Annotated in this window: 15 protein-coding genes; 7 read left to right on the forward strand and 8 right to left on the reverse strand. The window is 71.5% G+C overall.

The window, feature by feature from the left end:
* Positions 1–18 precede the first annotated feature (18 nt).
* Positions 19–399 carry a response regulator gene (locus tag OV208_RS35415; protein ID WP_267578347.1) on the forward strand — a complete coding sequence of 127 codons (381 nt, stop codon included), beginning with the start codon at positions 19–21 and terminating at the stop codon, positions 397–399.
* Here the strand turns inward: OV208_RS35415 and OV208_RS35420 are convergent.
* Together OV208_RS35420 and OV208_RS35425 are read right to left on the reverse strand one after the other, a co-directional pair.
* Entirely contained in the window at positions 382–2,292 is a 1,911-nt protein-coding gene (locus OV208_RS35420) for a PAS domain-containing sensor histidine kinase (protein WP_267578348.1), read from the reverse strand. The two genes, OV208_RS35415 and OV208_RS35420, sit on opposite strands and share 18 nt — an antisense overlap.
* Before the next feature lie 92 nt (positions 2,293–2,384).
* Complete coding sequence (locus OV208_RS35425) at positions 2,385–2,645, reverse strand: hypothetical protein (protein ID WP_267578349.1); 261 nt, start codon at positions 2,643–2,645, stop codon at positions 2,385–2,387.
* Between the two features lie 184 nt (positions 2,646–2,829).
* On the opposite strand from OV208_RS35425, the gene OV208_RS35430 reads away from it, so the two are divergent.
* Complete coding sequence (locus OV208_RS35430) at positions 2,830–3,516, forward strand: response regulator (protein ID WP_267578350.1); 687 nt, start codon at positions 2,830–2,832, stop codon at positions 3,514–3,516.
* Between the two features lie 10 nt (positions 3,517–3,526).
* Here the strand turns inward: OV208_RS35430 and OV208_RS35435 are convergent, their stop codons facing one another.
* Genes OV208_RS35435 through OV208_RS35445 form a run of 3 tightly spaced genes read right to left on the reverse strand, consistent with a single transcriptional unit; the run spans position 3,527 to position 8,756 of the window.
* Positions 3,527–6,496 (reverse strand): bpX6 domain-containing protein, encoded by a 2,970-nt coding sequence (locus tag OV208_RS35435; RefSeq protein WP_267578351.1) that lies wholly within the window; start codon positions 6,494–6,496, stop codon positions 3,527–3,529.
* Complete coding sequence (locus OV208_RS35440; protein ID WP_267578352.1) at positions 6,493–8,298, reverse strand: hypothetical protein; 1,806 nt, start codon at positions 8,296–8,298, stop codon at positions 6,493–6,495. Before OV208_RS35440 ends, OV208_RS35435 begins: the two co-directional genes overlap by 4 nt.
* The gene (locus tag OV208_RS35445) at positions 8,295–8,756 is read right to left on the reverse strand and encodes a hypothetical protein (RefSeq protein WP_267578353.1); all 462 of its coding nucleotides are present in this window, start codon (positions 8,754–8,756) and stop codon (positions 8,295–8,297) included. The genes OV208_RS35440 and OV208_RS35445 overlap by 4 nt, the downstream gene beginning before the upstream one ends.
* Before the next feature lie 296 nt (positions 8,757–9,052).
* Between OV208_RS35445 and OV208_RS35450 the strand changes: the two genes are divergently transcribed.
* Entirely contained in the window at positions 9,053–9,961 is a 909-nt protein-coding gene (locus OV208_RS35450; protein ID WP_267578354.1) for a DUF2381 family protein, read from the forward strand.
* Between the two features lie 12 nt (positions 9,962–9,973).
* Positions 9,974–10,477 carry a serine/threonine protein kinase gene (locus tag OV208_RS35455; RefSeq protein ID WP_120542287.1) on the forward strand — a complete coding sequence of 168 codons (504 nt, stop codon included), beginning with the start codon at positions 9,974–9,976 and terminating at the stop codon, positions 10,475–10,477.
* 16 nt (positions 10,478–10,493) lie between these two features.
* On the opposite strand, the gene OV208_RS35460 is transcribed toward OV208_RS35455, so the two are convergent.
* Positions 10,494–11,645, reverse strand: a complete 1,152-nt coding sequence (locus tag OV208_RS35460) for an AAA family ATPase (protein WP_267578355.1) — start codon at positions 11,643–11,645, stop codon at positions 10,494–10,496.
* A 112-nt stretch (positions 11,646–11,757) separates the two neighbouring features.
* Here OV208_RS35460 and OV208_RS35465 point away from each other — a divergent pair, with 112 nt between their 5' ends.
* Genes OV208_RS35465 through OV208_RS35475 form a run of 3 tightly spaced genes read left to right on the forward strand, consistent with a single transcriptional unit; the run spans position 11,758 to position 13,870 of the window.
* Positions 11,758–12,357, forward strand: a complete 600-nt coding sequence (locus OV208_RS35465) for a hypothetical protein (RefSeq protein WP_267578356.1) — start codon at positions 11,758–11,760, stop codon at positions 12,355–12,357.
* Between the two features lie 20 nt (positions 12,358–12,377).
* Positions 12,378–13,109: a YqiA/YcfP family alpha/beta fold hydrolase gene (locus OV208_RS35470; RefSeq protein ID WP_267578357.1), complete on the forward strand. Its 732-nt coding sequence runs from the start codon at positions 12,378–12,380 to the stop codon at positions 13,107–13,109.
* 47 nt (positions 13,110–13,156) lie between these two features.
* Positions 13,157–13,870: an esterase family protein gene (locus OV208_RS35475; RefSeq protein WP_267578358.1), complete on the forward strand. Its 714-nt coding sequence runs from the start codon at positions 13,157–13,159 to the stop codon at positions 13,868–13,870.
* A gap of 29 nt (positions 13,871–13,899) precedes the next feature.
* On the opposite strand, the gene OV208_RS35480 is transcribed toward OV208_RS35475, so the two are convergent.
* On the reverse strand, positions 13,900–15,303 hold the full coding sequence (locus OV208_RS35480; RefSeq protein ID WP_267578359.1) for an MATE family efflux transporter: 1,404 nt from the start codon (positions 15,301–15,303) through the stop codon (positions 13,900–13,902).
* 98 nt (positions 15,304–15,401) lie between these two features.
* Positions 15,402–17,543 (reverse strand): beta-propeller domain-containing protein, encoded by a 2,142-nt coding sequence (locus tag OV208_RS35485; RefSeq protein ID WP_267578360.1) that lies wholly within the window; start codon positions 17,541–17,543, stop codon positions 15,402–15,404.
* Positions 17,544–17,657 lie beyond the last annotated feature (114 nt).

The raw sequence follows: 17,657 nt of genomic DNA on the forward strand, positions 1-17,657 counted from the left end.
GGGGAGGCTGGCAACCCCATGCGAAGCCTCATCCTGCTCGTGGAAGACCATGTCGACAGCCGGGAGATGCTGGAGGAGTTCCTCACGCTGGAGGGCTTCGCCGTCGAGGTCGCCGGCAATGGCCTTCACGCGTGGGAGCGCCTGCGGCGCCAGCCCCTGCCGGACGTGATGCTGCTGGACCTGATGATGCCGGTGATGAGCGGCTGGGAGCTGATGGAGCGCATCCAGAAGGAGCCGCGCTTCAAGAGCCTGCCCGTCATCGTCGTGTCGGGCGCGGGCGCCACGCGGCCGGTCCCCACGGGCATCCGGGCGTCCATCCCGAAGCCGCTGGACCTGGATGACCTGATGCGCGCGCTGGAGCCCTATCGCTCGCGCTCCGAGTTAGCCGCCGCCTATTAGGGCGCCGCGCGGCAGGAGGACGCGGAAGACGGTGCCCTCCGCGGCGCGGGAGCGCACCTCGATGCGCCCGCCGTGCCCCTTCACCACCTGTTCGACGATGTAGAGCCCCAGGCCCAGGCCGCCGTGCGGGTTGCTGCCGCCGCCGCGCCGGAAGGGGTCGAACAGGTGTGGCAGCACGTCCGGTGGGATGGGCGTTCCGCTGTTGTGCACCTCCAGCGACACCTGCTCCCCCAGGTCCGTCAGCGTGAAGCGGACCGGGGAGTCCGGCGGGCTGTACTGGAGCGCGTTGCCGCCCAGGTTGCTCACCACCTGGAGCAGCCGGTCCGCGTCCCAGGCGCCTTCGTAGAAGCCGGGGCTGGGCTGGAACGTGAGCGAGCGTTCGGGCCACGCCGCCTCCAGCTCGTCCACCGCCTGGCGCACCACGGCGCGCAGGTCGCCGGGCACGCGGTCGATGGGGATGCCGCCGCCCAGCCGGCCGCGGGTGAAGTCCAGCAGCTCGGAGATCATCCGCGCCATCCGCTCGCCGGAGCGGGCGATGCGCGACACGGCCTTGCGGTCGCGCTCCGGCAGTGCGTCGCCGTGCAAGAGCTTCGTGGCGGACAACTGGATGGCGTTGAGCGGGTTGCGCAGGTCGTGGCTGACGATGGCGATGAACCGCTCGCCGAACAGCGCCGCCTCGCGCGCCGTCTCCTCCGCGCGCCGCCGTTCGGTGACGTCCACCAGCGTGACGACCCCCGCCACGATGTTGCCGGACAGGTCGCGCACGGGCGCGCTGGAGCCCAGCAGGTGCGCGGTGGTGCCGTCCGGACGCCGCACCTGGAAGGGCTCCGCCGTGCGCGTCTCGCCGGTGCGCAGCGCTCGCGCCATGGGCCACGCGTCCTCTGGCAACAGTTGGCTGTCCGCGCTGAACATCTGGTGGGCCGCGTCGTAGTCCGCGACGCTGGAGGCGGGCCGGAACGGATGGCCCAGCAGGGACTCCAGCGCGCGGTTTCCCAGCAGCAGCCGGCCGCTGGGGGCCTCCGCGATGAGCACGCCCGCGGGCAACTGGTCCAACACCGCCGACAGCCGCGAGCGCTCCGCCTCGATGGTGGCGAGCAGCCGCTGCCGCTCCGCTTCCGCCTGGCGCCGGCCGGTGATGTCCAGCACCGTGGCGGCGCGGCCCACGCGGCGGCCGGTGGCGTCGCGCAGGGACGTCACGTGCACGAAGGCGGGGAAGCGGCTGCCGTCGCGGCGCAGGTGCAGCGCTTCGTATTCGTGCGACAGCTTGGAGCCGACGGCCGCCATGTGCCGGGGCAGCGCGCCGCGCGACTCGGGCGCCACCAGGTCCTCCAGCCGCAGCCCCTTCAGCGACTCGGCGGGCTGGCCGTGCATGCGCGCGAGCGCGGGGTTCGTCGACACGAGCGTGGTGTCCTCCGGCCCCATCACGCCCACGCCCACGCCCAGGTGCAGGAAGATGTCCTCCCAGTGTCTCGGCCCGGGCTCGTCCGAGCCCTCCTGCCCGGCGGACGCCTCCACCGCTTCGCGCTCCGACACCAGGCGGCCCTGGACGTATGCCTCCAGCGCGGCCTCCTCCACAGCGTCCACGGCCGCGTGGAAGCCCTCCTCCTCGGCGGGCTCCGCGTCCGCGCCGGACCGCTCACGCCACAGCCGCAGCACCGTCTGCCGCAAGCGCCGGTAGCCGGCCACCACGGGACGCCCGTCAGGCCCCCGCAGCAGGAGCGCCGCTTCCCGCGCGAACTCCTCGGAGACCTGGGCCCCGGGGTTCGCCATCCGGGCCGCCACGGCGTCGAGCACGCGGGCGAAGACATCGCCGGAGCCCGGCGCTTCGTGGAGCCACGCGTCCTGGAGGACGTTCCGGCACTCGAAGAGAAAGTCGGCCAGGGGCTGGGTCACGCGCGGAAGCTCATGGGAAGGAGGGGGACCGAAACGAACCCCTCGACTTAGGCGCCCCACCACCACCGCCACAAGGACCGCGTGCGCCGCCCTCAGGAAGCGGGCGGCGGCACCACCCCGAGCGGCTGCAGGGTCGTCAACCGCAGCAGGCCCTCCCCCGGTTCCACCCGGTAGCGGACCTGGAAGCCACAGGCCAGCACCGCCGCGCCCTCCCGCCCCGGCAGGGGCACCGGCCGCCGGGGCATCAGACTGGCGAGCGCCCCCAATTCCTCCTGGAGCTGCTCGCGCACCCCCGTCGGGCAGGCCGACAGCATGCGCACCACCTGGGGTTCGAGTCGGAAACGGTAGGCCATGGCGGCCCAACGTGCACATTGCACCCTGCCTGCAACAAGACAGCCTGACGGTTATTTCGGGTGTCCAGCCCCGAGCGTCCTGGGGAAACAGTGCACCCCCAATAATGTCGGGCAACCAACGCTGGGGAGCCCGTTGGACGTGGGTCCGCTTCAAGAAGTCAGGCGAAAGCATGTCGAATCATGAATGGCCATGGGCATCCACCACCTGCTGCTCGTCGAGGATGATCGGACGTGGCGGGAAGGCGTGGGCCGGGCGGCGCGCGAAGTGGGCTTCGTGGTGTCGCTCGTGTCGGACGGCGCGGAGGCGTTGAGCTGGCTGCGCCACCGGCCCCGTGCCCAGCACCCGGACCTGGTCCTGCTGGACCTGATGCTGCCGCGCGTGGACGGATGGGAGCTGTACGGGCGGATGCGCACGGACGCGCGGCTGCGGCACCTGTCGGTGATGATGATGTCCAGCGCCAACGGCCCCCCGGAAGTGCCCCTGGGCGGGGTGGTGGGCTTCCTGCGCAAGCCGTCGCGGCCGGAGACGCTGGTGTCGGAGCTTTCGGAGCGCCTGCGCGAGCTGCCCCGCCGGACGTACGAGCCGCCGCGCATGCCGTACACGCTGCGCCTGCCGGACGAGTCCCTCTATTCGCTGCATGCGCTGCCGGATCCGGTCCGCCACGCGGTGCGCGTGCACCTGCTGCGCGCCGCGGAGCTGGCGGCCACGGAGCTGCCCCTGGCGTCGTCGTGGCTGATGGCGCTGCACAGCGAGCAGCCCTCGCTGCTGGTGACGGTGGAGGGCGTGCGGGTGGTGCTGGAGGTGAACGACGCCGCGTGCGAGCTGACCGCGAGCATCGTCATCGTCCCCAGCCACCTGCGCTGGGCCTGAGACAGGGCCCTCAATCCACCGGCACGCCGTGGACCGCGCCGGAGTGCAGGTCCACCCACACCACCCGGCCGAGCAGGTCGTGGACGATGCACCAGTCGTCGGTGAGCCGGACGACCTGGGGTGGGATGCCGGAGAACTGGAAGCTCACGCGCGGATGTCCGGCGAGGTCGCGCAGGACAGCGGTGTGCAGCGGGGCCTCGATGAAGCGCGTCACGTGCCAGGCGTGCCCGAGCACCACGCCCACGCGCGACGGGTCCTTCCAGGGGATGTCGTGGTTGCGCCGCCCGGTGAACGGCTTCAGGACGGGCCAGGGCGGGAGCTGCTCCTCCTCGGTGACATCGCGCCGCCCCGCCGCCACCTCTCCGTCCGGGGTGAGCGCGTGGATGTCCGGCGTCCGGGACAGGCGCGGCACGTGCGCGCGATGGCGCAGGGTGGGGCCTCCGGCCAGGTCGTAGCCCCAGCGCTCCAGCAGGCCGAAGTCCTGGTCCACGGAGAGGTGCGGGACCAGGAAGGACAGGTGCTGCGCGTCGGCGGCCACCTCCATCACGGCGCCGCCCACCTGGGTCACCCGCCAGAGGGAGCGCAGGTCCTGCGCCAGCGCATCCACCATCATCACGGTGTCGCGCACGGCGACGAACCAGCGGTCCCCGTCATACGTGGGGGCCCACGCGCCCAGCTCCGTGTCGCACCAGCGCGTGGCCCGGCGCTCCACCAGGTCCAACCGCGACAGGCGCCACACGTCGCCCCGGCGCGCGAGCGCGAGCGCCCGGTCCCCCTGCGAGGAGAGCACCAGCGAGAACGCCGGCACGTCGAACCAGGCCAGCGTCCGCCCGTCCGGGCCCACCAGCCGCGCTCCCGCTTCCCCCAGCGCGAGCAGCACGCGCCGGCCCGGGAGCACCACGGCGTCATGCACCGCGTGGGCGCCCGCGTCGTTCTTGTCCCGAAAGACGGGGGTCACCTTGCGCTCCGATTCGGGGAGCTCCGACCACGCGGCCAGGACCGGCTCCGCGGGCAGGTGCAGGTCCAGGCGCAGCGCCGCCATCGCGGGTTCCTTCACGTTGCGCAGGCGCTTGATGAGCGCGTCCAGCGGCACGGTGAGCTCCCGCGCGCGGTCGCGCATCAGCGAGCGCAAGGTGGGGGTGAGGAGCGCGGAGTACGCGTCGGAGGGCTCCTGCCGCAGCAGCTCCGTGGCGAAGGCGAAGCGCTCCGGCGCGCACTCGGGGGACTCGTCCGACAGCAGGGCCTCCACGGCTCCACGCGCGGCGTCGAAGCCGTCCGGGAAGCCCAGCGCCTGGTGCACGAGCAGCTTCGCGCCGCTCGTGCCGCCGGCGCGGACGCCACGCTCCACCCAGGCCTTCGCCAGGGGGCGCGCGGCGGCCACCGGCCACACGGCCTCCACCGCGCGTGCCCAGTTTCCGGCCTCCGCGAGCGCTTCTCCCCACAAGAGCCGCAGCGCTTCGGCTTCGCGCGGGTGGGACTTCTCCAGCCGCAGCACCGCATCCGCGAACGCGCCGCCCCGGCGCGCGATGGCCACGGCGCGCGCCACGTCCTTCGCGAGCAGCCACTGGCGCACGACGAGGCCCACGGGCAGGTCCCGCCCTTCGGCCAGCTCCGCGGCCAGCCGCAGGCGGCCATGGCGCTCCAGGAAGGACACCGCTTCTTCCGCCGCGTCGAGCAGCTCCGCCAGCACGAAGGCGGCTTCGTCGATGCGGCCGTCGCGCTCCAGGCGGCGGAAGATGTCGCGGTAGCGCTGGCGCAGGGTCTCGAACACGGCGCCGCCACCGCCGAACACCTGGCGGGAGCCTCCACCCCCCCGGTGCGGCTGGATGTCGAGCTGCTCGCGCGGCGCTGGCACCCCCAGCGCGAGCTGTGCCTGGGCGTCGGGGTCCTTGCCGAGCGGAATCGCGTGGCGCAGGGCTTCGTCGATGTTGCCCTGGTCGAACATCTCCAGGAGGTTGCGCAGGTAGTCGCGCTTGCGCTGGAACACGAACCGGCCCAGCGCCGTGTTCTCCAGCATCCAGGACTTCATCCGGTCGAGCACGCCAGGTCCCGCGGGCGCGGGAGGGCGGGTGCGGAGGGGCGGAGGCCCCGTGGCTTCGCTCGGGGTTCCCTGCGTTTCGTTCGAAGCGCTGGAGAAGGCCCGCAGCCAGGAGCGCAGGGCCCGCATCAGGAGCGACGAGGAAGCCGGTGGCGTGGGGGCAGCGAGCCGCGAGGCGTGCGGATCCGCCGCGCCTTCGCCTCCGCGCATTCCGGCCAGCAGTCGGGCGAAGAGGCTCGCGCGGCGCACCGTCATCGCGCCTCCAGACGCCGCGCCGGACGCGCCCCTCCCCTGCGCCGTCGTGACTTGCGAGGGGTCCCCGGACCGCGCGCTGAACGCCCTGCGCAGGCGCGCGAACAGTCCCTCCCGGCGAGTGACGGGGAGCTCCTTGCCCGCCATGCGCGCCAGCATCCGTTCGGCCTCGGGCGCGAGCGCGGGCACCCCGGGTCCGAACGACTCGCGCGTGGGCGGCGGCAGGGGCGCCAGCACCTGCTGCATGACCGGGGGAGGCGCGCCCAAGCCCTTCACCGCCATCCGCTGCCACCCGGACACGTCCAACCACGTCCCCGGCTCCAACTGTCGGGCTTCCCCCGGCACGTGCAGCCGCGCGGCCCCCGCGAGCACCAGCACGATGGCGCCCGGCGGCGGCGCCAATCGCTCGCGCTCCTTGGGGGTCAGTGGCGCGCTGGTGAGCACGTTGAACTCCAGCACCAGGGGCAAACCCGGCGCGGCCTCCACGGCGACCTTGAGGGGCGTCGCCAGCCGCAGCAGATAGCCTCCGGACAGCATCCAGACGGAAGCCCCGGGCCTCCAGGCAGCCAGCACGCGGCGGCGGGCCTCGACCACGCCCAGCGCTCCGGAATGGAACCAGAAGGCCGCCGCCACCACCGTCCCCCGGTGCACGTGGGCCCGGGGACGCAGGACTCCTGCTCCGGCGCTCACGGCGTGGCCTCCGGGACGGCGCGGTAGAGGACGGTCGCCTCCATCAGGTCCCACAGCACCAGTTCGCCCTTCTTCGTCAGCCAGCCGAACACGGGCTGCCCGTGGCTCGCATACGCCTGCACCACGTCGTCCGTGGCGGCTACCAGCGTCCGGGGCGCATGCTCCGAGAAGAAATGGAACGTGCGCCGGTCCGGATCCAGCGCGAGCACACCCGGAGGCGAGGGCGCGGGCGGCTGCACCGCTCCCACCACCCGGTACGCCGAGGGCACCACGATCTGCGTCACGCCCGTGTCCAGGAACAGCCGCCAGTTCTCTTCCTGATGGCGCACCGCGAGCAACCCCGCGTCGGGATGGGCTCCGGAAGGCGAGTAGCCGAAGTACGCTTCACCGTGCCGGGCGTTGAGCGGCACCATGCGGGTCTGCGCCTCGCCCAGCACCCCGAGCCGCGAGATGACCTGGTTCTCCAACACCTCCTGGGGACGGACCACGTAGACGGGCTTGGACCGGACCTCAGCTAGAGCGGAGACCTCCTCCTCCACCTGGATGAGCAGCGAATTCCCCTCTGGATCAGGCGGCGGCAGGTGGAACAGGCGATCGTCCGCGTCCTTCAACCAGAGGTGTTCCTGCCCGCTCCCATCCAACCAGCTCACGAGCGACAGGGGCAGCACTCCCGGCGGAGGATCCGGCCGGTGCGCCTCCATCATCGTCTCGTAGCGCACCTTGCGAAACCCCTTCGGCGTGCGCACCTGCCCGTGCATCACGTAGGCGTTGCCGTGACGCGCGAGCACCAGCAGTCCTCCCGAATACCGCCACCCCGCCGCGATGACGTGCTGGCCTCCGGGGACATGGACGCGCCGGGGCTTGGGCACGGTGGCACGCGGTGAATGGGGCACCGCCATCGCCGCGACGCTGCCATCCGCGTGGTGCAGCAAGAGGCGCCGACCGTCGCCGGAGAAGGCGAAGCCACGGAGGTGCCGGTCCGCGCGCGTCCACACCGGCGCGGGCCTGGGGCGCTCGAACGGGTTGCGCAGCAGGCGGATGCAGTCGTCCGGCGGAGGAAGCTCCAGCACCACCGACCGGGCGACCTGGGACGCGGGCCGCACGTCCACCGTGAGGCGGTGCGCGCCGGGCTCCAGGGGTTCGGACACCTCGATGCGGGACATGCCTTCCGCGCCCGCGAGCCGTGACAGGCGAGGTGCGCCCACCAGCCACGCATCCCCGGGGGACGCCTGGAGATCCAGCGCCACGCGCCACGCGTCCAGGTGGTTCGCCGTGGCGGGTTCGATGGAGCGGGCCTCCAGCCACTTCATGAGCGAGCGCACCTCCAGGCCCGTGTGCGTTTCGGATCCAGGCGAGGACTGGAGCACGCCCCAGGTGAACGCGGCGCCCGCGGCTTCGGCCCGGCGCGCGAGGACGACGAGCAGCGCGAGGTGCGCGATGCGAGGCAGCCCCAGTTGATCCGGTCCCGCGTCCAGCAGCACCACCGTGCGCCGTGCCCCTTGCGATTGCCGGAACGCCGGTTTGAGGAAGGACAGCTCTCCGAACGCCGCGCGGCGCACCAGCTCTTCGGGAGCCTCCAGCGCCCACAGCCATTCACTGACGAGCAGCCGTTCGAAGGGCCCCCTGCGGGTGAGCCCGTCATAGCCCTGGGGCTCGCCGCCCTCAGCCTCGCCGCGAGGCCGCAGCCCGCCCAGCGCCGCCGCCAGCCGCGCCACGTGCGGTCCCAGATGGAGCGCGAGGTCGTCCGGGAAGAGGGACAGTTGCGCCGCCCAGGGGCGCAGGATGGGGGGAAGCGCCGTCACGCCACTCCCTCCGGAGGCGCGAGCCACGCCAGCAGCGAGGCGCGCACCACCCGCTGGGCCGCGCCCACCGGCACCAGTTGCCCGGAGGCCGGCAGCACGGCGAGCGGCGAATCCCCTTGCCCCGCGAGCAGCGCGCGCTCCAGCAGGGACACCGCCACCTCCGGCTCCAGCGCGCACGGCAGCAGGAGCCCGGGGGCCAGCGGATCACGCCCCAGGTAGACCACGCCCTCCACCCACGGCAGGGACGCGGCGACGCCCAGGAGCACGAGCACGTCCGGACCCGCGACCCCGCTCCAGGTCCCAAGCGTCGCATCATCCGCCCGTACCGCCCGTGCGCCCAGTGCACGCGCGACCGCGCCCAGGCCAGCGACGGCGACGGGCTCCAGGGGCAGGGCCCTGGGACGCCAGCGCACGGGAAGCCCCGCGACGACGAGCTCCGGCTCCGGAGGCGGCCTCATGACGCCCGGCTTCTCCCCGACGACAGGTGGCACCGCGCCAGGAACAAGGAGATGGCCTGCACGGCTGAACCGGCGCGACGCCCGTCAATCACCTCCACAGTCTAGTCAGCTCCGGCCCGGGCCGGATACGGGACCGCGCAGAGGGCGGCCTTCATCGCTGGCAGCCACACACTCGGATCACGTCACGCATTGGATTCAGCACGTCTTCACACCGCTCGCGACTCACCGGATTCAGCGTCCTGACCTACCCCAAAAGGTAGTTGCCAATCATGAGAACCTGCTAGGTTGCTATTCCCATGAGGAAGCGCCTCGACAGCCTATTGCTGGGCCTGCTCCTGACGGCCACGGTGGCGACCGCCCAGGAGCGGCAGCCCCTGGTCCGCAACGTCTACCTGTCGGACGACCCACAGCAGGAAGTGCCCCGCATCCACGTGGGCTCGCGCATGGCCACGGTGCTGCGCTTCGAGCAGGACGTGGACCCGACCCGGACCGCACTGCTGGGCTGGGAAGGGCGCTTCGAACCCGTCCTGTCAGGTGGGAAGTCCGTGCTGCTGATGCCGCGTCAGGGCCTGCTGCCCGAGGACGCGCTCCTGCTCCGGGTGACGCTGCAGGACGGGACGGAGATCCCCTTCGCACTCACGGCCCCGGAGGACGGTCGGGTGGACCAGCAGCTCAATGTCTTTCGCGACATCGAAAGTCCTGGGGCCGTGCGTTCAAGATTGTCCGACTCACGCGTCCGCGAGCGGCGGTTGCAGGAAGAGAACGAGCGCTTCCGTCAGGAAGAGACGTCCGTGGACCACGCGCTCGCGGCGCTCATGAGTCAAGGCGCCGTGGAGATGACGCCCTTCCGTAAATTCCGTTCGTGGCGGTTCACCTGCGACACCGGAGCCGTGAACATCCTGGGGTACATCCATCCCAGCAAGACGGCTGTCGTCTTCGAGATCACGAATCAGACGGCGAAGACACCCTGGCGCCTGGGGGAAGCCCGGCTGTCGATCAAATCCAATGGAAAGGCCTGGCCCTTCGCGCTGCGGATGACTCAAGCGGAGATCGTCCCAGGCACTTCGGGCAACATCGCGGTCGTCGCCGACCTGAGCACCTTCGACTTCAAGAAGGGCTCCGAAAAACTCGTCCTAGAACTCTTCCGTCACGACGGTCTCAGGGAAGCATTGGTCGTAGTGGAAGAGACAGGCCCGCACAAGTAGACCCTCTCATTCATGGCTCCTCCCCACGTGATTCGCTCCTGCTCCTTGTTGCTGTTGGGCTTCCTCACTGGCTGCGCGACCGCCGCGCCCATTCCGGGTCAGGTCGCCATGCGCTCCGACGGGACCCCAGAGCCTGAAGCCTGCCCGGAGGAAGCCTTGAAGACGATGCGCATCCTGGGGTTGGAGGTTTCCGACGGGGCGACGATGGAGTTCGATGTCAACCAGACGGACACCGGCCCCGTGTACCTGCGCGAGGGCCCCATCGAAAGCGAGCTGAACAACAGCCTGGGGCCGCTGCATCCCGCGACGCTGCTGTACGGCCGCATCTGGACGGGCGGAAATCAGATCGTCATCCGCTACTACGAGGCCAAGCCGCCCGACCGCGAGAGGCTTCCCCTTTGCGCGGTCGCGCGAAGCTCGAAGGGCCAGTTGCGCAAGATGAAGGACTCCAAGCCCGGAATGGCCACCATGGAGTTCTCGGGCGCGGCCGTCTACATCGTCGACGGGTTCCGGTAGCCAGCCCCGGCCCGCGTCACGCCGCCCGCGCCCCCACGTCGCCCAGCACCGCCGCCACCTCACCGCGCAGTGCGCGCAACGCGTCCGGCAGTGCCTCCGGCGCGAAGCCCGCATCCATCTCCCGCGCCACGCCCTCCAGCTTGAGCCGCCACGCGGCCAGGCCCTCGGGGTCCTCGGGCCGGGCCTCCAGCAGCGCCTGTCCCGCCTGGGCGATGCGCTGGGCCCTCGCCAGGGGCCCGGCGCTCGCCTCCAGCGCCGCGGCCGGCAGCGCCGGGTTCTCCGACGCGGAGAGCACGTCGCGCAGCACCTCGCGCGCCAGCGCCTGCGACTCCTTCGTGGGCACCGCGTAGACGAGCGGCCACAGGTCCGCCACGCCCGGCGTCGCCCGTCCCGCCAGCGCCGCCGCCGCCGCCACCAGTCGCTGCACCTTCACCGCCCGGCGGTCCGACAAGGCGATGCCCGCGCTGCGCAGCGTCCGCAGCGCCTGCGCAAGGTGCGGCCGCACCGGCCCCAGGTCCGCACCCCGCGCCACGCCGGCCACCACGTCCAGCGCGGCCAACGAAGCCACGCGCGGCACCGCGTCCGTCCACAGCGACGCGCCGCCCGTGAGCAACTCCTCCAGCCGCGAGTCCGGCACCGGCTCCACGAAGATGCGCGCCAGGAAGCGGTCGGAGAACGCGGCCAGCGCGTCGTCCTCCGGCAGTCCGTTGGACGCGCCCACGCAGATGCGCAGCGGCACCTGCATGCGCGTGTGCCCACGCCGGAAGGTGCGCTCGTTGAGCAGGCCCAGCAGCGTGTTGAGGATGGCCGTGGAGCCCAGGAACACCTCGTCCAGGAAGGCCACCTCAGCCTCCGGCAGCATGCCGGACGTCTGCGTCTCCACCACGCCCTCGCGCAGCTTGCGCAGGTCCACCGGCCCGAAGATTTCGGACGGCTCCGTGAAGCGCCCCAGCAGGTATTCGAAGTAGCTGCCGCCCAGCGCGCGCGCCGTCCGGCGCACCGCCTCGCTCTTGGCCGTGCCCGGCGGGCCGATGACGAGCAGGTGTTCACCCGCCACCGCCGACAGCGCCACCAGCTCCACCATCGCCTCGCGCTCCACCAACCCCCGACCCGCGTCGGTGAGGGCGTCGCGCACGGTGGCCGCCGCGACCTCGAATGTACCGGACATGCCCCCAAGCCTAGCCGGCCCCCCGCACCCCGCGAAGCCACCCCCCGTGGATCGACACCCGGGCGACCGGGCGGGCCCTGTCCACGTCCTCGCGTCGGCATACAGTGGCGCGATGGAAACGAAGTGGAAGTGGCTGGCGCTGGCGGCGGTGCTGGGGGCGGGGCCAGCGGGAGCGGACGGGTGGCACGCCTACGCCTCCCTGGGCGCGGGCGTCACCCTGGACCACTTCAGCGACTGGCGCGCCAAGGGCCCCACGCTGCAGGCGTGGCTGGGTGTGGAGACGCCGCCCGGCCTGTCCCTGGGCGCCGTCTTCGAAACGACCCAGACCTGGGGCCAGCAGTTCGCGCAGGCCCAGAACCCGTCCCAGATGAGCCGCGTGCAGTTGGACTACACCGCCGTGGGCATCGAGGCCCGCCTGCGCTTCCTCGGCGACAAGCCGGTGACGCCGTGGCTGGGCGCGCGGCTGGCGAAGAGCTGGGCGAAGCCCTTCACCCCCAACAGCCTGGGTGAGCTGCGCCGCGAGGACTTCGACGTCACCAGCATGGCCTTCCGCGTGGGCCTGGACGGCTGGTTCGGCGACCACTGGGGCATCTCCATCGCCACCGCCCTCCAGTTCTGCGACCTCAAGTTCACGAAGGACGCGGACACCACCACCAGCACCTGCGCCAAGCCGCTCCAGAGCATCACCGCCGGACCCGTGCTGCGCTTTTGATGCGGGTACAGTGCGCGCCCATGAACGCGCCGCCCCCCGTCCCCACGCCAGGTCCCCGCTGGCTGTACCTGCACGGCTTCGCCTCCGGCCCCGCCTCCACCAAGGGCGTCTGGCTGGACGCGCACTGGGCGAAGCAGGGCATCCCCCTGGAGCGCCTCAACCTGCGCGTGCCGTCCATGGAGCGCTTGAGCCTCGACGCCATGCTCGCCACCGTGCGCGACGCGCTGGGAGGACCGCACGAGCGAGCGGTGCTCATCGGCTCCAGCCTGGGCGGACTCGTCGCCGCGCGCACCGCGGAACGGGAAGCCCGCGTGGGAGCGCTGGTGCTGCTCGCGCCCGCGTTCCACTTCGTGGAGCAACTCCAGCGCCGCATGGGCCAGGAGGGCTGGGCGCAGTGGAAACGCGAGGGTTTCCTCGAAACGGATGACCACGCGGAGAAGCGCCGCACGCGCGTGCACCACGGCATTGTTGAGGAGGCCCAGGCGATGGACGCGGACCGGGGTGTCTGGCCCGACGTGCGCGTGCCCACGCTCATCGTCCACGGCCGCCGGGACGACACCTGCGACGTGCGCTACTCGCGCGAGTGGGCCAGGGGCAAACGCCACGTCCGGCTGGTGGAGGTGGACGACGGCCATGAGCTGACGGCCTCGTTGGAGCTCATCGCGAAGGAGGCGGATGCCTTCCTCACGCCGTGGCGGGGTGGGGAGGACACCCGGCAGGTGTTCACTGCCGACGGACCGGCGCGCGACTGAACCCCCGCCGCGCTTGCGTTCCGGAAGCCCCGGCTAAGGTGGCGGCCATGAACCGCGAATACCACCGTTGGTACAGCCAACGGCTGAACCGGGACATGGATGTGCTGCTGTATGGGCACTCGGGCGAGCCCATCATCCTGGTCCCCACCAGCAAGGGCCGCTTCTACCAGGCCGAGGACTTCGGCCTCATCAGCGCCTTGTCGGACTGCATCGCCGCAGGCCGCTACGTGGTGGTGTGCGTGGACTCGGTGGATGAGGAGTCCTGGTACAACAAGGACGTCGCCCCCGCCGTGCGCGTGGCCCGCCATGCCCAGTGGGAGGACTACGTCGTCAACGAGGTGGTACCGCTCGCGCGGAGCCGCTCCTCCGGAGGAAGGCTCACGCTCGCCGGGTGCAGCCTGGGCGGCTTCCACACGTACAACGTGGGCCTGCGCCACCCGCACGTCTTCCAGCGCCTCATCTCCATGGGCGGCAAGTTCGAGACGGAGGACTTCCTGGACGGCCACCACGACGAACAGGTGTACTTCCACACCGCGCCCCAGTGGCTGCCCGGCCTGCATGACACCGCGCGCCTGAATGCCCTGCGCCGCGTGGAGATGACCCTGGCCGTGGGCGAGCACGACTTCTGCCGCCCCTCCAACGAACACCTGTCCAAGCTGCTCTGGCAGAAGGACATCCGCAACGACCTGTCCATCTGGAACGGCGGCACCCACGACTGGCCCGTGTGGCGGCAGATGATCCGCCAGTACCTGCCGGCCTGAAGCACCGCCGCCCGTGAAGCGGCCCCTCTTCAGTTCTCCAGGGGCCGCAGCGTGCCCGCGCTCACGCGCCAGAATCGCCACAGCACGGCCATGGCCACGAAGATGAGGCCCGCGCACAGGCCCCACCAGATGCCCAGCACGCCCATGCCCAGGCCGAAGCTCAAGAGCAGCGTCAGGGGCAGGCCCACGGCGTAGTGGCCCACGATGTTCGCCAGGAAGGTGAAGCGCGTGTGGCCCGCGCCGCGCAGCACGCCCGCGCCCACGCCCTGCACGCCGTCGAACACCTGGAAGATGGCGCTCACCATCAAGAGCGGCAGCAGCAGCGGCAGCACCTCCGGCGGAGCACCCGCCAGCCGCGCGAGCCCCTCCGGGAAGAGCGCGAACACCAGCCCGCTCAGCGACATCACCACCGCGCCGGTGGCGAAGGCCATCAGCCCGCTTCGCCGTGCCTGAGGCGTGTCGTGCGCGCCCACCGCCCAGCCCACCCGCACGCTGCCCGCGTTGCCGATGCCCAGCGCCATGGTGAAGGTGAGGCTCGCGAAGGAGATGGCGATCTGATGCGCGCCCACGCTCGCCGGCCCCAAGCGCGCGGCCAGCACACCCGCCAGCGCGAACACGCCCACCTCCGCCGCGATGTGCAGGCCAATGGGCAGGCCCACCCGGAACGCGCGCAGTTGGTCCGCGAGCGACGGCTTCAGGGACGGCGTGCCCGACACGGGAATCCCAGCCACCGCCCGCGCCACGATGAGCACCTCCAGCGCCGTGCACAAGAGCGTGGACAGCGCCGCGCCCGCCGCGCCCATCGCCGGCACGTGCGTGAGGGGCCCTGCCCACGCGGGCAGCGACGCGCCGCCGAAGACGAACAGCGGCACCATCATGAGGTTCAGGATGTTGGCCACCACGGTGGACACCACCAGCGGCCGGGGATTCCCGATGGCCTGGAGGTACGCGCGCACCGTGAGGAAGATGAGCATCAGCGGCAGGCTGGGCGCGCGGAAGTGCAGGAAGGCACGCACCTGGACGATCTGCTCCTCGGCCACCCCCACCCACGGCAATCCGGACGGCACGGTGATGAGCACCGCCCACAGCACCAACCCCACGAACGCGGACAGCCAGATGCCCTGCCAGAGCACGTCGCGCGCGCGCAGCGGATTGCGGGCGCCAATGGCCTGCGACACCAGCGGGTCCACGCCCATCATCAGCCCCATGCCGAAGCTGCTGACGGCGAAGAACAGGCTGTGGCTCAAGCCCACCGCCGCCAGCGCGGACGTGCCGGCCCGGCCGACGATGAGCGTGTCCACGAGCCCCATGAGCGACTGGCCCGCCTGCGCGATGCACAGGGGCAGAGCCAGCCCGAGCAGGGCGCGCAACTCCCCCCGGTTCCTGACCGAGTGGGACGACGACACGGACGGCTCGGGAGCATCGGGCGGCATGGCGGGCCTATAGCCTCTTCGGGAGGGGATTGCGCTGCCCGAACGATGGACGCGCCTCCCCTCCCCGCCTGACCGCCCCGTCGCCTGCCCTCAGGGCCTCAGGGGTTGACGACCTTGGTGAAGCGCGTCGTGACCAGCGGCGCCTGGAGGTTGCCCACCTTGGCCACGCGCACGCCCGCGTCGCTGATGGCATACACGTAGTCGTCCGCCATCACGCTGCGGCGCACGTCCGGCGTGTAGTACCAGCTCCAGTCCGGCGTCTGCACCCGCTGGAACATGTCCGTCATGCTCACCGCTCCCACCGGGGAGATGCCCGCGGCCAGGTCCACGCGGAACACGCGCAGCTCCGTGCGGAAGCTGTTCCAGTAGTCGTCGCCGTAGTAGCCCCGAGGCGCGTAGTCCGTGAAGGGGATGGCGACCAGACCCTTGGCCGGGAAGTAGTTGAAGGCCTTGTGCTCGTAGAGGGCCTCGCTCCAGCCGTAGGCGGTGCCGACGAGCTGCGTGAAGGCCTCCTTCGGGTTCGCCAGGTCGCTGACATCGAAGAGCGACAGCTTCAGCGAACGCTCCCCGCAGCAGCCGCCGTTCGCGTCCGTGTGCACGCCCATCGTCAGCAGGTGGTTATCGCCCACCGGGTGCAGGTACGTGGAGAAGCCGGGCACCTTCAGCTCACCCACCTTGTGCGGGTTCGCCGGGTCGCTCAGGTCGAAGGTGAAGAGCGGATCCACCTGGAGGAACGTGACGATGTAGCCCCGCTTGCCCACGAAGCGCGCGCTGTAGATGCGCTCGCCTTCAGCCAGGTCCGCGCTGCGGCCCAGCTCCTTCAGCCGTCCGTCCTTCACGCCCATCGTCGTCACGCGGCTCGCCGTCGTCGTGCGGCCCCACCACCAGTCCTCGTGCTTCTCCTCGGGCAGGCGCGTGGTCACCGTGGTGGCCAGTCGCAGCACGTCTTCGTGTTCATCCAGTGCGAACTGGTTGACGGGCACGCCCTCCACCGTCCCGGAGCCCGCGTACACCGCGCGGCCCGGCTGACGGGTGTCGAACTTGTGCACGTAGGTGAAGTCCTTCTGCCCCGGCTCCGGCCACCACCAGTAATGCGAGTGCGTCAGGTAGAGCGAGTCCTTCGACGCGTACACCGTGCCCGGCTCCGCCACCAGGCTGGTGCGCCCCGGCGCCGCCGACCGAGCGTCCAGGTCCAGCGAGGCCACCGTCACGAAGCCCAGCGCGGACGGCGCGTTGCTCCGGTAGAAGTCACCGCACGACACCGGCAGCGCCGTCGTCACCCCGGCCGCGTCCACGTGCTTGCCCGCGGGCAGCCACTCGGCCAGCGTGCTCGCGCGGATGAGCCTCTCGTTGACCGCGATCTGCGCGTCGATGGCCTTCTCCAGCTTGCCCTCGTCCTTGGCGAGTTCCTCCGTGTAGTTCACCCAGGACTGCACGCCCTCCGGCCAGCGGAACACATCCGACAGCACGAGGCGCACGGAGCTGTCCACGCGGCGCGCCTGCGTGAAGACGCCCGGCATGTACACCTGATCCACCACCGTGGGGTTCGCCACGTCCGACACGTCCACCGTCGTGACCTTGGTGCTGTCGCCACCGTAGTAGCCACAGCTGAAGCCGAAGCCGGCGCAGTCGGCCATCATGGGCGTCGGCGCGCCGTCGCCCACGTAGGAGCCCCCACTGGACGGCTTGCCCGGCAGGCCCAGGCGCACCTGCGAGACGATGACCAGCCGCTGGTGCTCATCCAGCAGCATCTCCCGGGGCCAGCCCTCCACTTCCAGCGAGCCCGCCAGCGTCAACTGCTCCGCGGGCCACGAGCGGTGCGCGTAGAGGCGGTTGCCCGACAACACGAAGATGCGCGTGCCGTCGTTCTGCACGAAGTCCGACTCGTGCACGCCCTCCACCTGGTTGTTGGTGCCGGTGGAGTCCTTCGGGCCCTGAGAAGGCGACGGGCTGCCACCGCCCGACGAGGCGTCCCCTTCGGCCATGGGAGGACCGCCCATGTCGACGCCGCGGTTGCGACCGAACCTCTCCCAGAAGCCAGGTTTCTGCTGCTCCAGGTTCGCGCGCATCTGCTTGGACGCGGTGTCCTCGATGTACTGCTCCAGGTCCTCGCACGCGGCGAACTCCTCCAGCCGCAGCGACTGCTGCACGGGCTCATTGCCCACCGGGGCCGCCTTGTCGCCGCCGCACCCCACCACCAGCAGCGTGAGTCCCACTCCTCCGAAACGCGTCCAATGCATGCTTGGGTCCCTCCCTCGAAAGCTTCGCGGGGCGTGGTGCATTGCCACGGCCGTGCCAGGGCGGAATCCCTGGCGCGGGCCTGCGATTGCGAGGGTTTGCGGGGCCGGACCGGG

Source organism: Corallococcus sp. bb12-1 (assembly GCF_026626765.1).
Classification (GTDB): domain Bacteria; phylum Myxococcota; class Myxococcia; order Myxococcales; family Myxococcaceae; genus Corallococcus; species Corallococcus terminator.

Coding starts and splice junctions, on each gene's coding strand:
- OV208_RS35415 (WP_267578347.1), top strand. CDS start 19: ATGCGAAGCCTCATCCTGCTCGTGGAAGACCATGTCGACAGCCGGGAG.
- OV208_RS35425 (WP_267578349.1), bottom strand. CDS start 2,645: ATGGCCTACCGTTTCCGACTCGAACCCCAGGTGGTGCGCATGCTGTCG.
- OV208_RS35430 (WP_267578350.1), top strand. CDS start 2,830: ATGGCCATGGGCATCCACCACCTGCTGCTCGTCGAGGATGATCGGACG.
- OV208_RS35445 (WP_267578353.1), bottom strand. CDS start 8,756: ATGAGGCCGCCTCCGGAGCCGGAGCTCGTCGTCGCGGGGCTTCCCGTG.
- OV208_RS35450 (WP_267578354.1), top strand. CDS start 9,053: ATGAGGAAGCGCCTCGACAGCCTATTGCTGGGCCTGCTCCTGACGGCC.
- OV208_RS35455 (WP_120542287.1), top strand. CDS start 9,974: ATGGCTCCTCCCCACGTGATTCGCTCCTGCTCCTTGTTGCTGTTGGGC.
- OV208_RS35460 (WP_267578355.1), bottom strand. CDS start 11,645: ATGTCCGGTACATTCGAGGTCGCGGCGGCCACCGTGCGCGACGCCCTC.
- OV208_RS35465 (WP_267578356.1), top strand. CDS start 11,758: ATGGAAACGAAGTGGAAGTGGCTGGCGCTGGCGGCGGTGCTGGGGGCG.
- OV208_RS35470 (WP_267578357.1), top strand. CDS start 12,378: ATGAACGCGCCGCCCCCCGTCCCCACGCCAGGTCCCCGCTGGCTGTAC.
- OV208_RS35475 (WP_267578358.1), top strand. CDS start 13,157: ATGAACCGCGAATACCACCGTTGGTACAGCCAACGGCTGAACCGGGAC.
- OV208_RS35480 (WP_267578359.1), bottom strand. CDS start 15,303: ATGCCGCCCGATGCTCCCGAGCCGTCCGTGTCGTCGTCCCACTCGGTC.
- OV208_RS35485 (WP_267578360.1), bottom strand. CDS start 17,543: ATGCATTGGACGCGTTTCGGAGGAGTGGGACTCACGCTGCTGGTGGTG.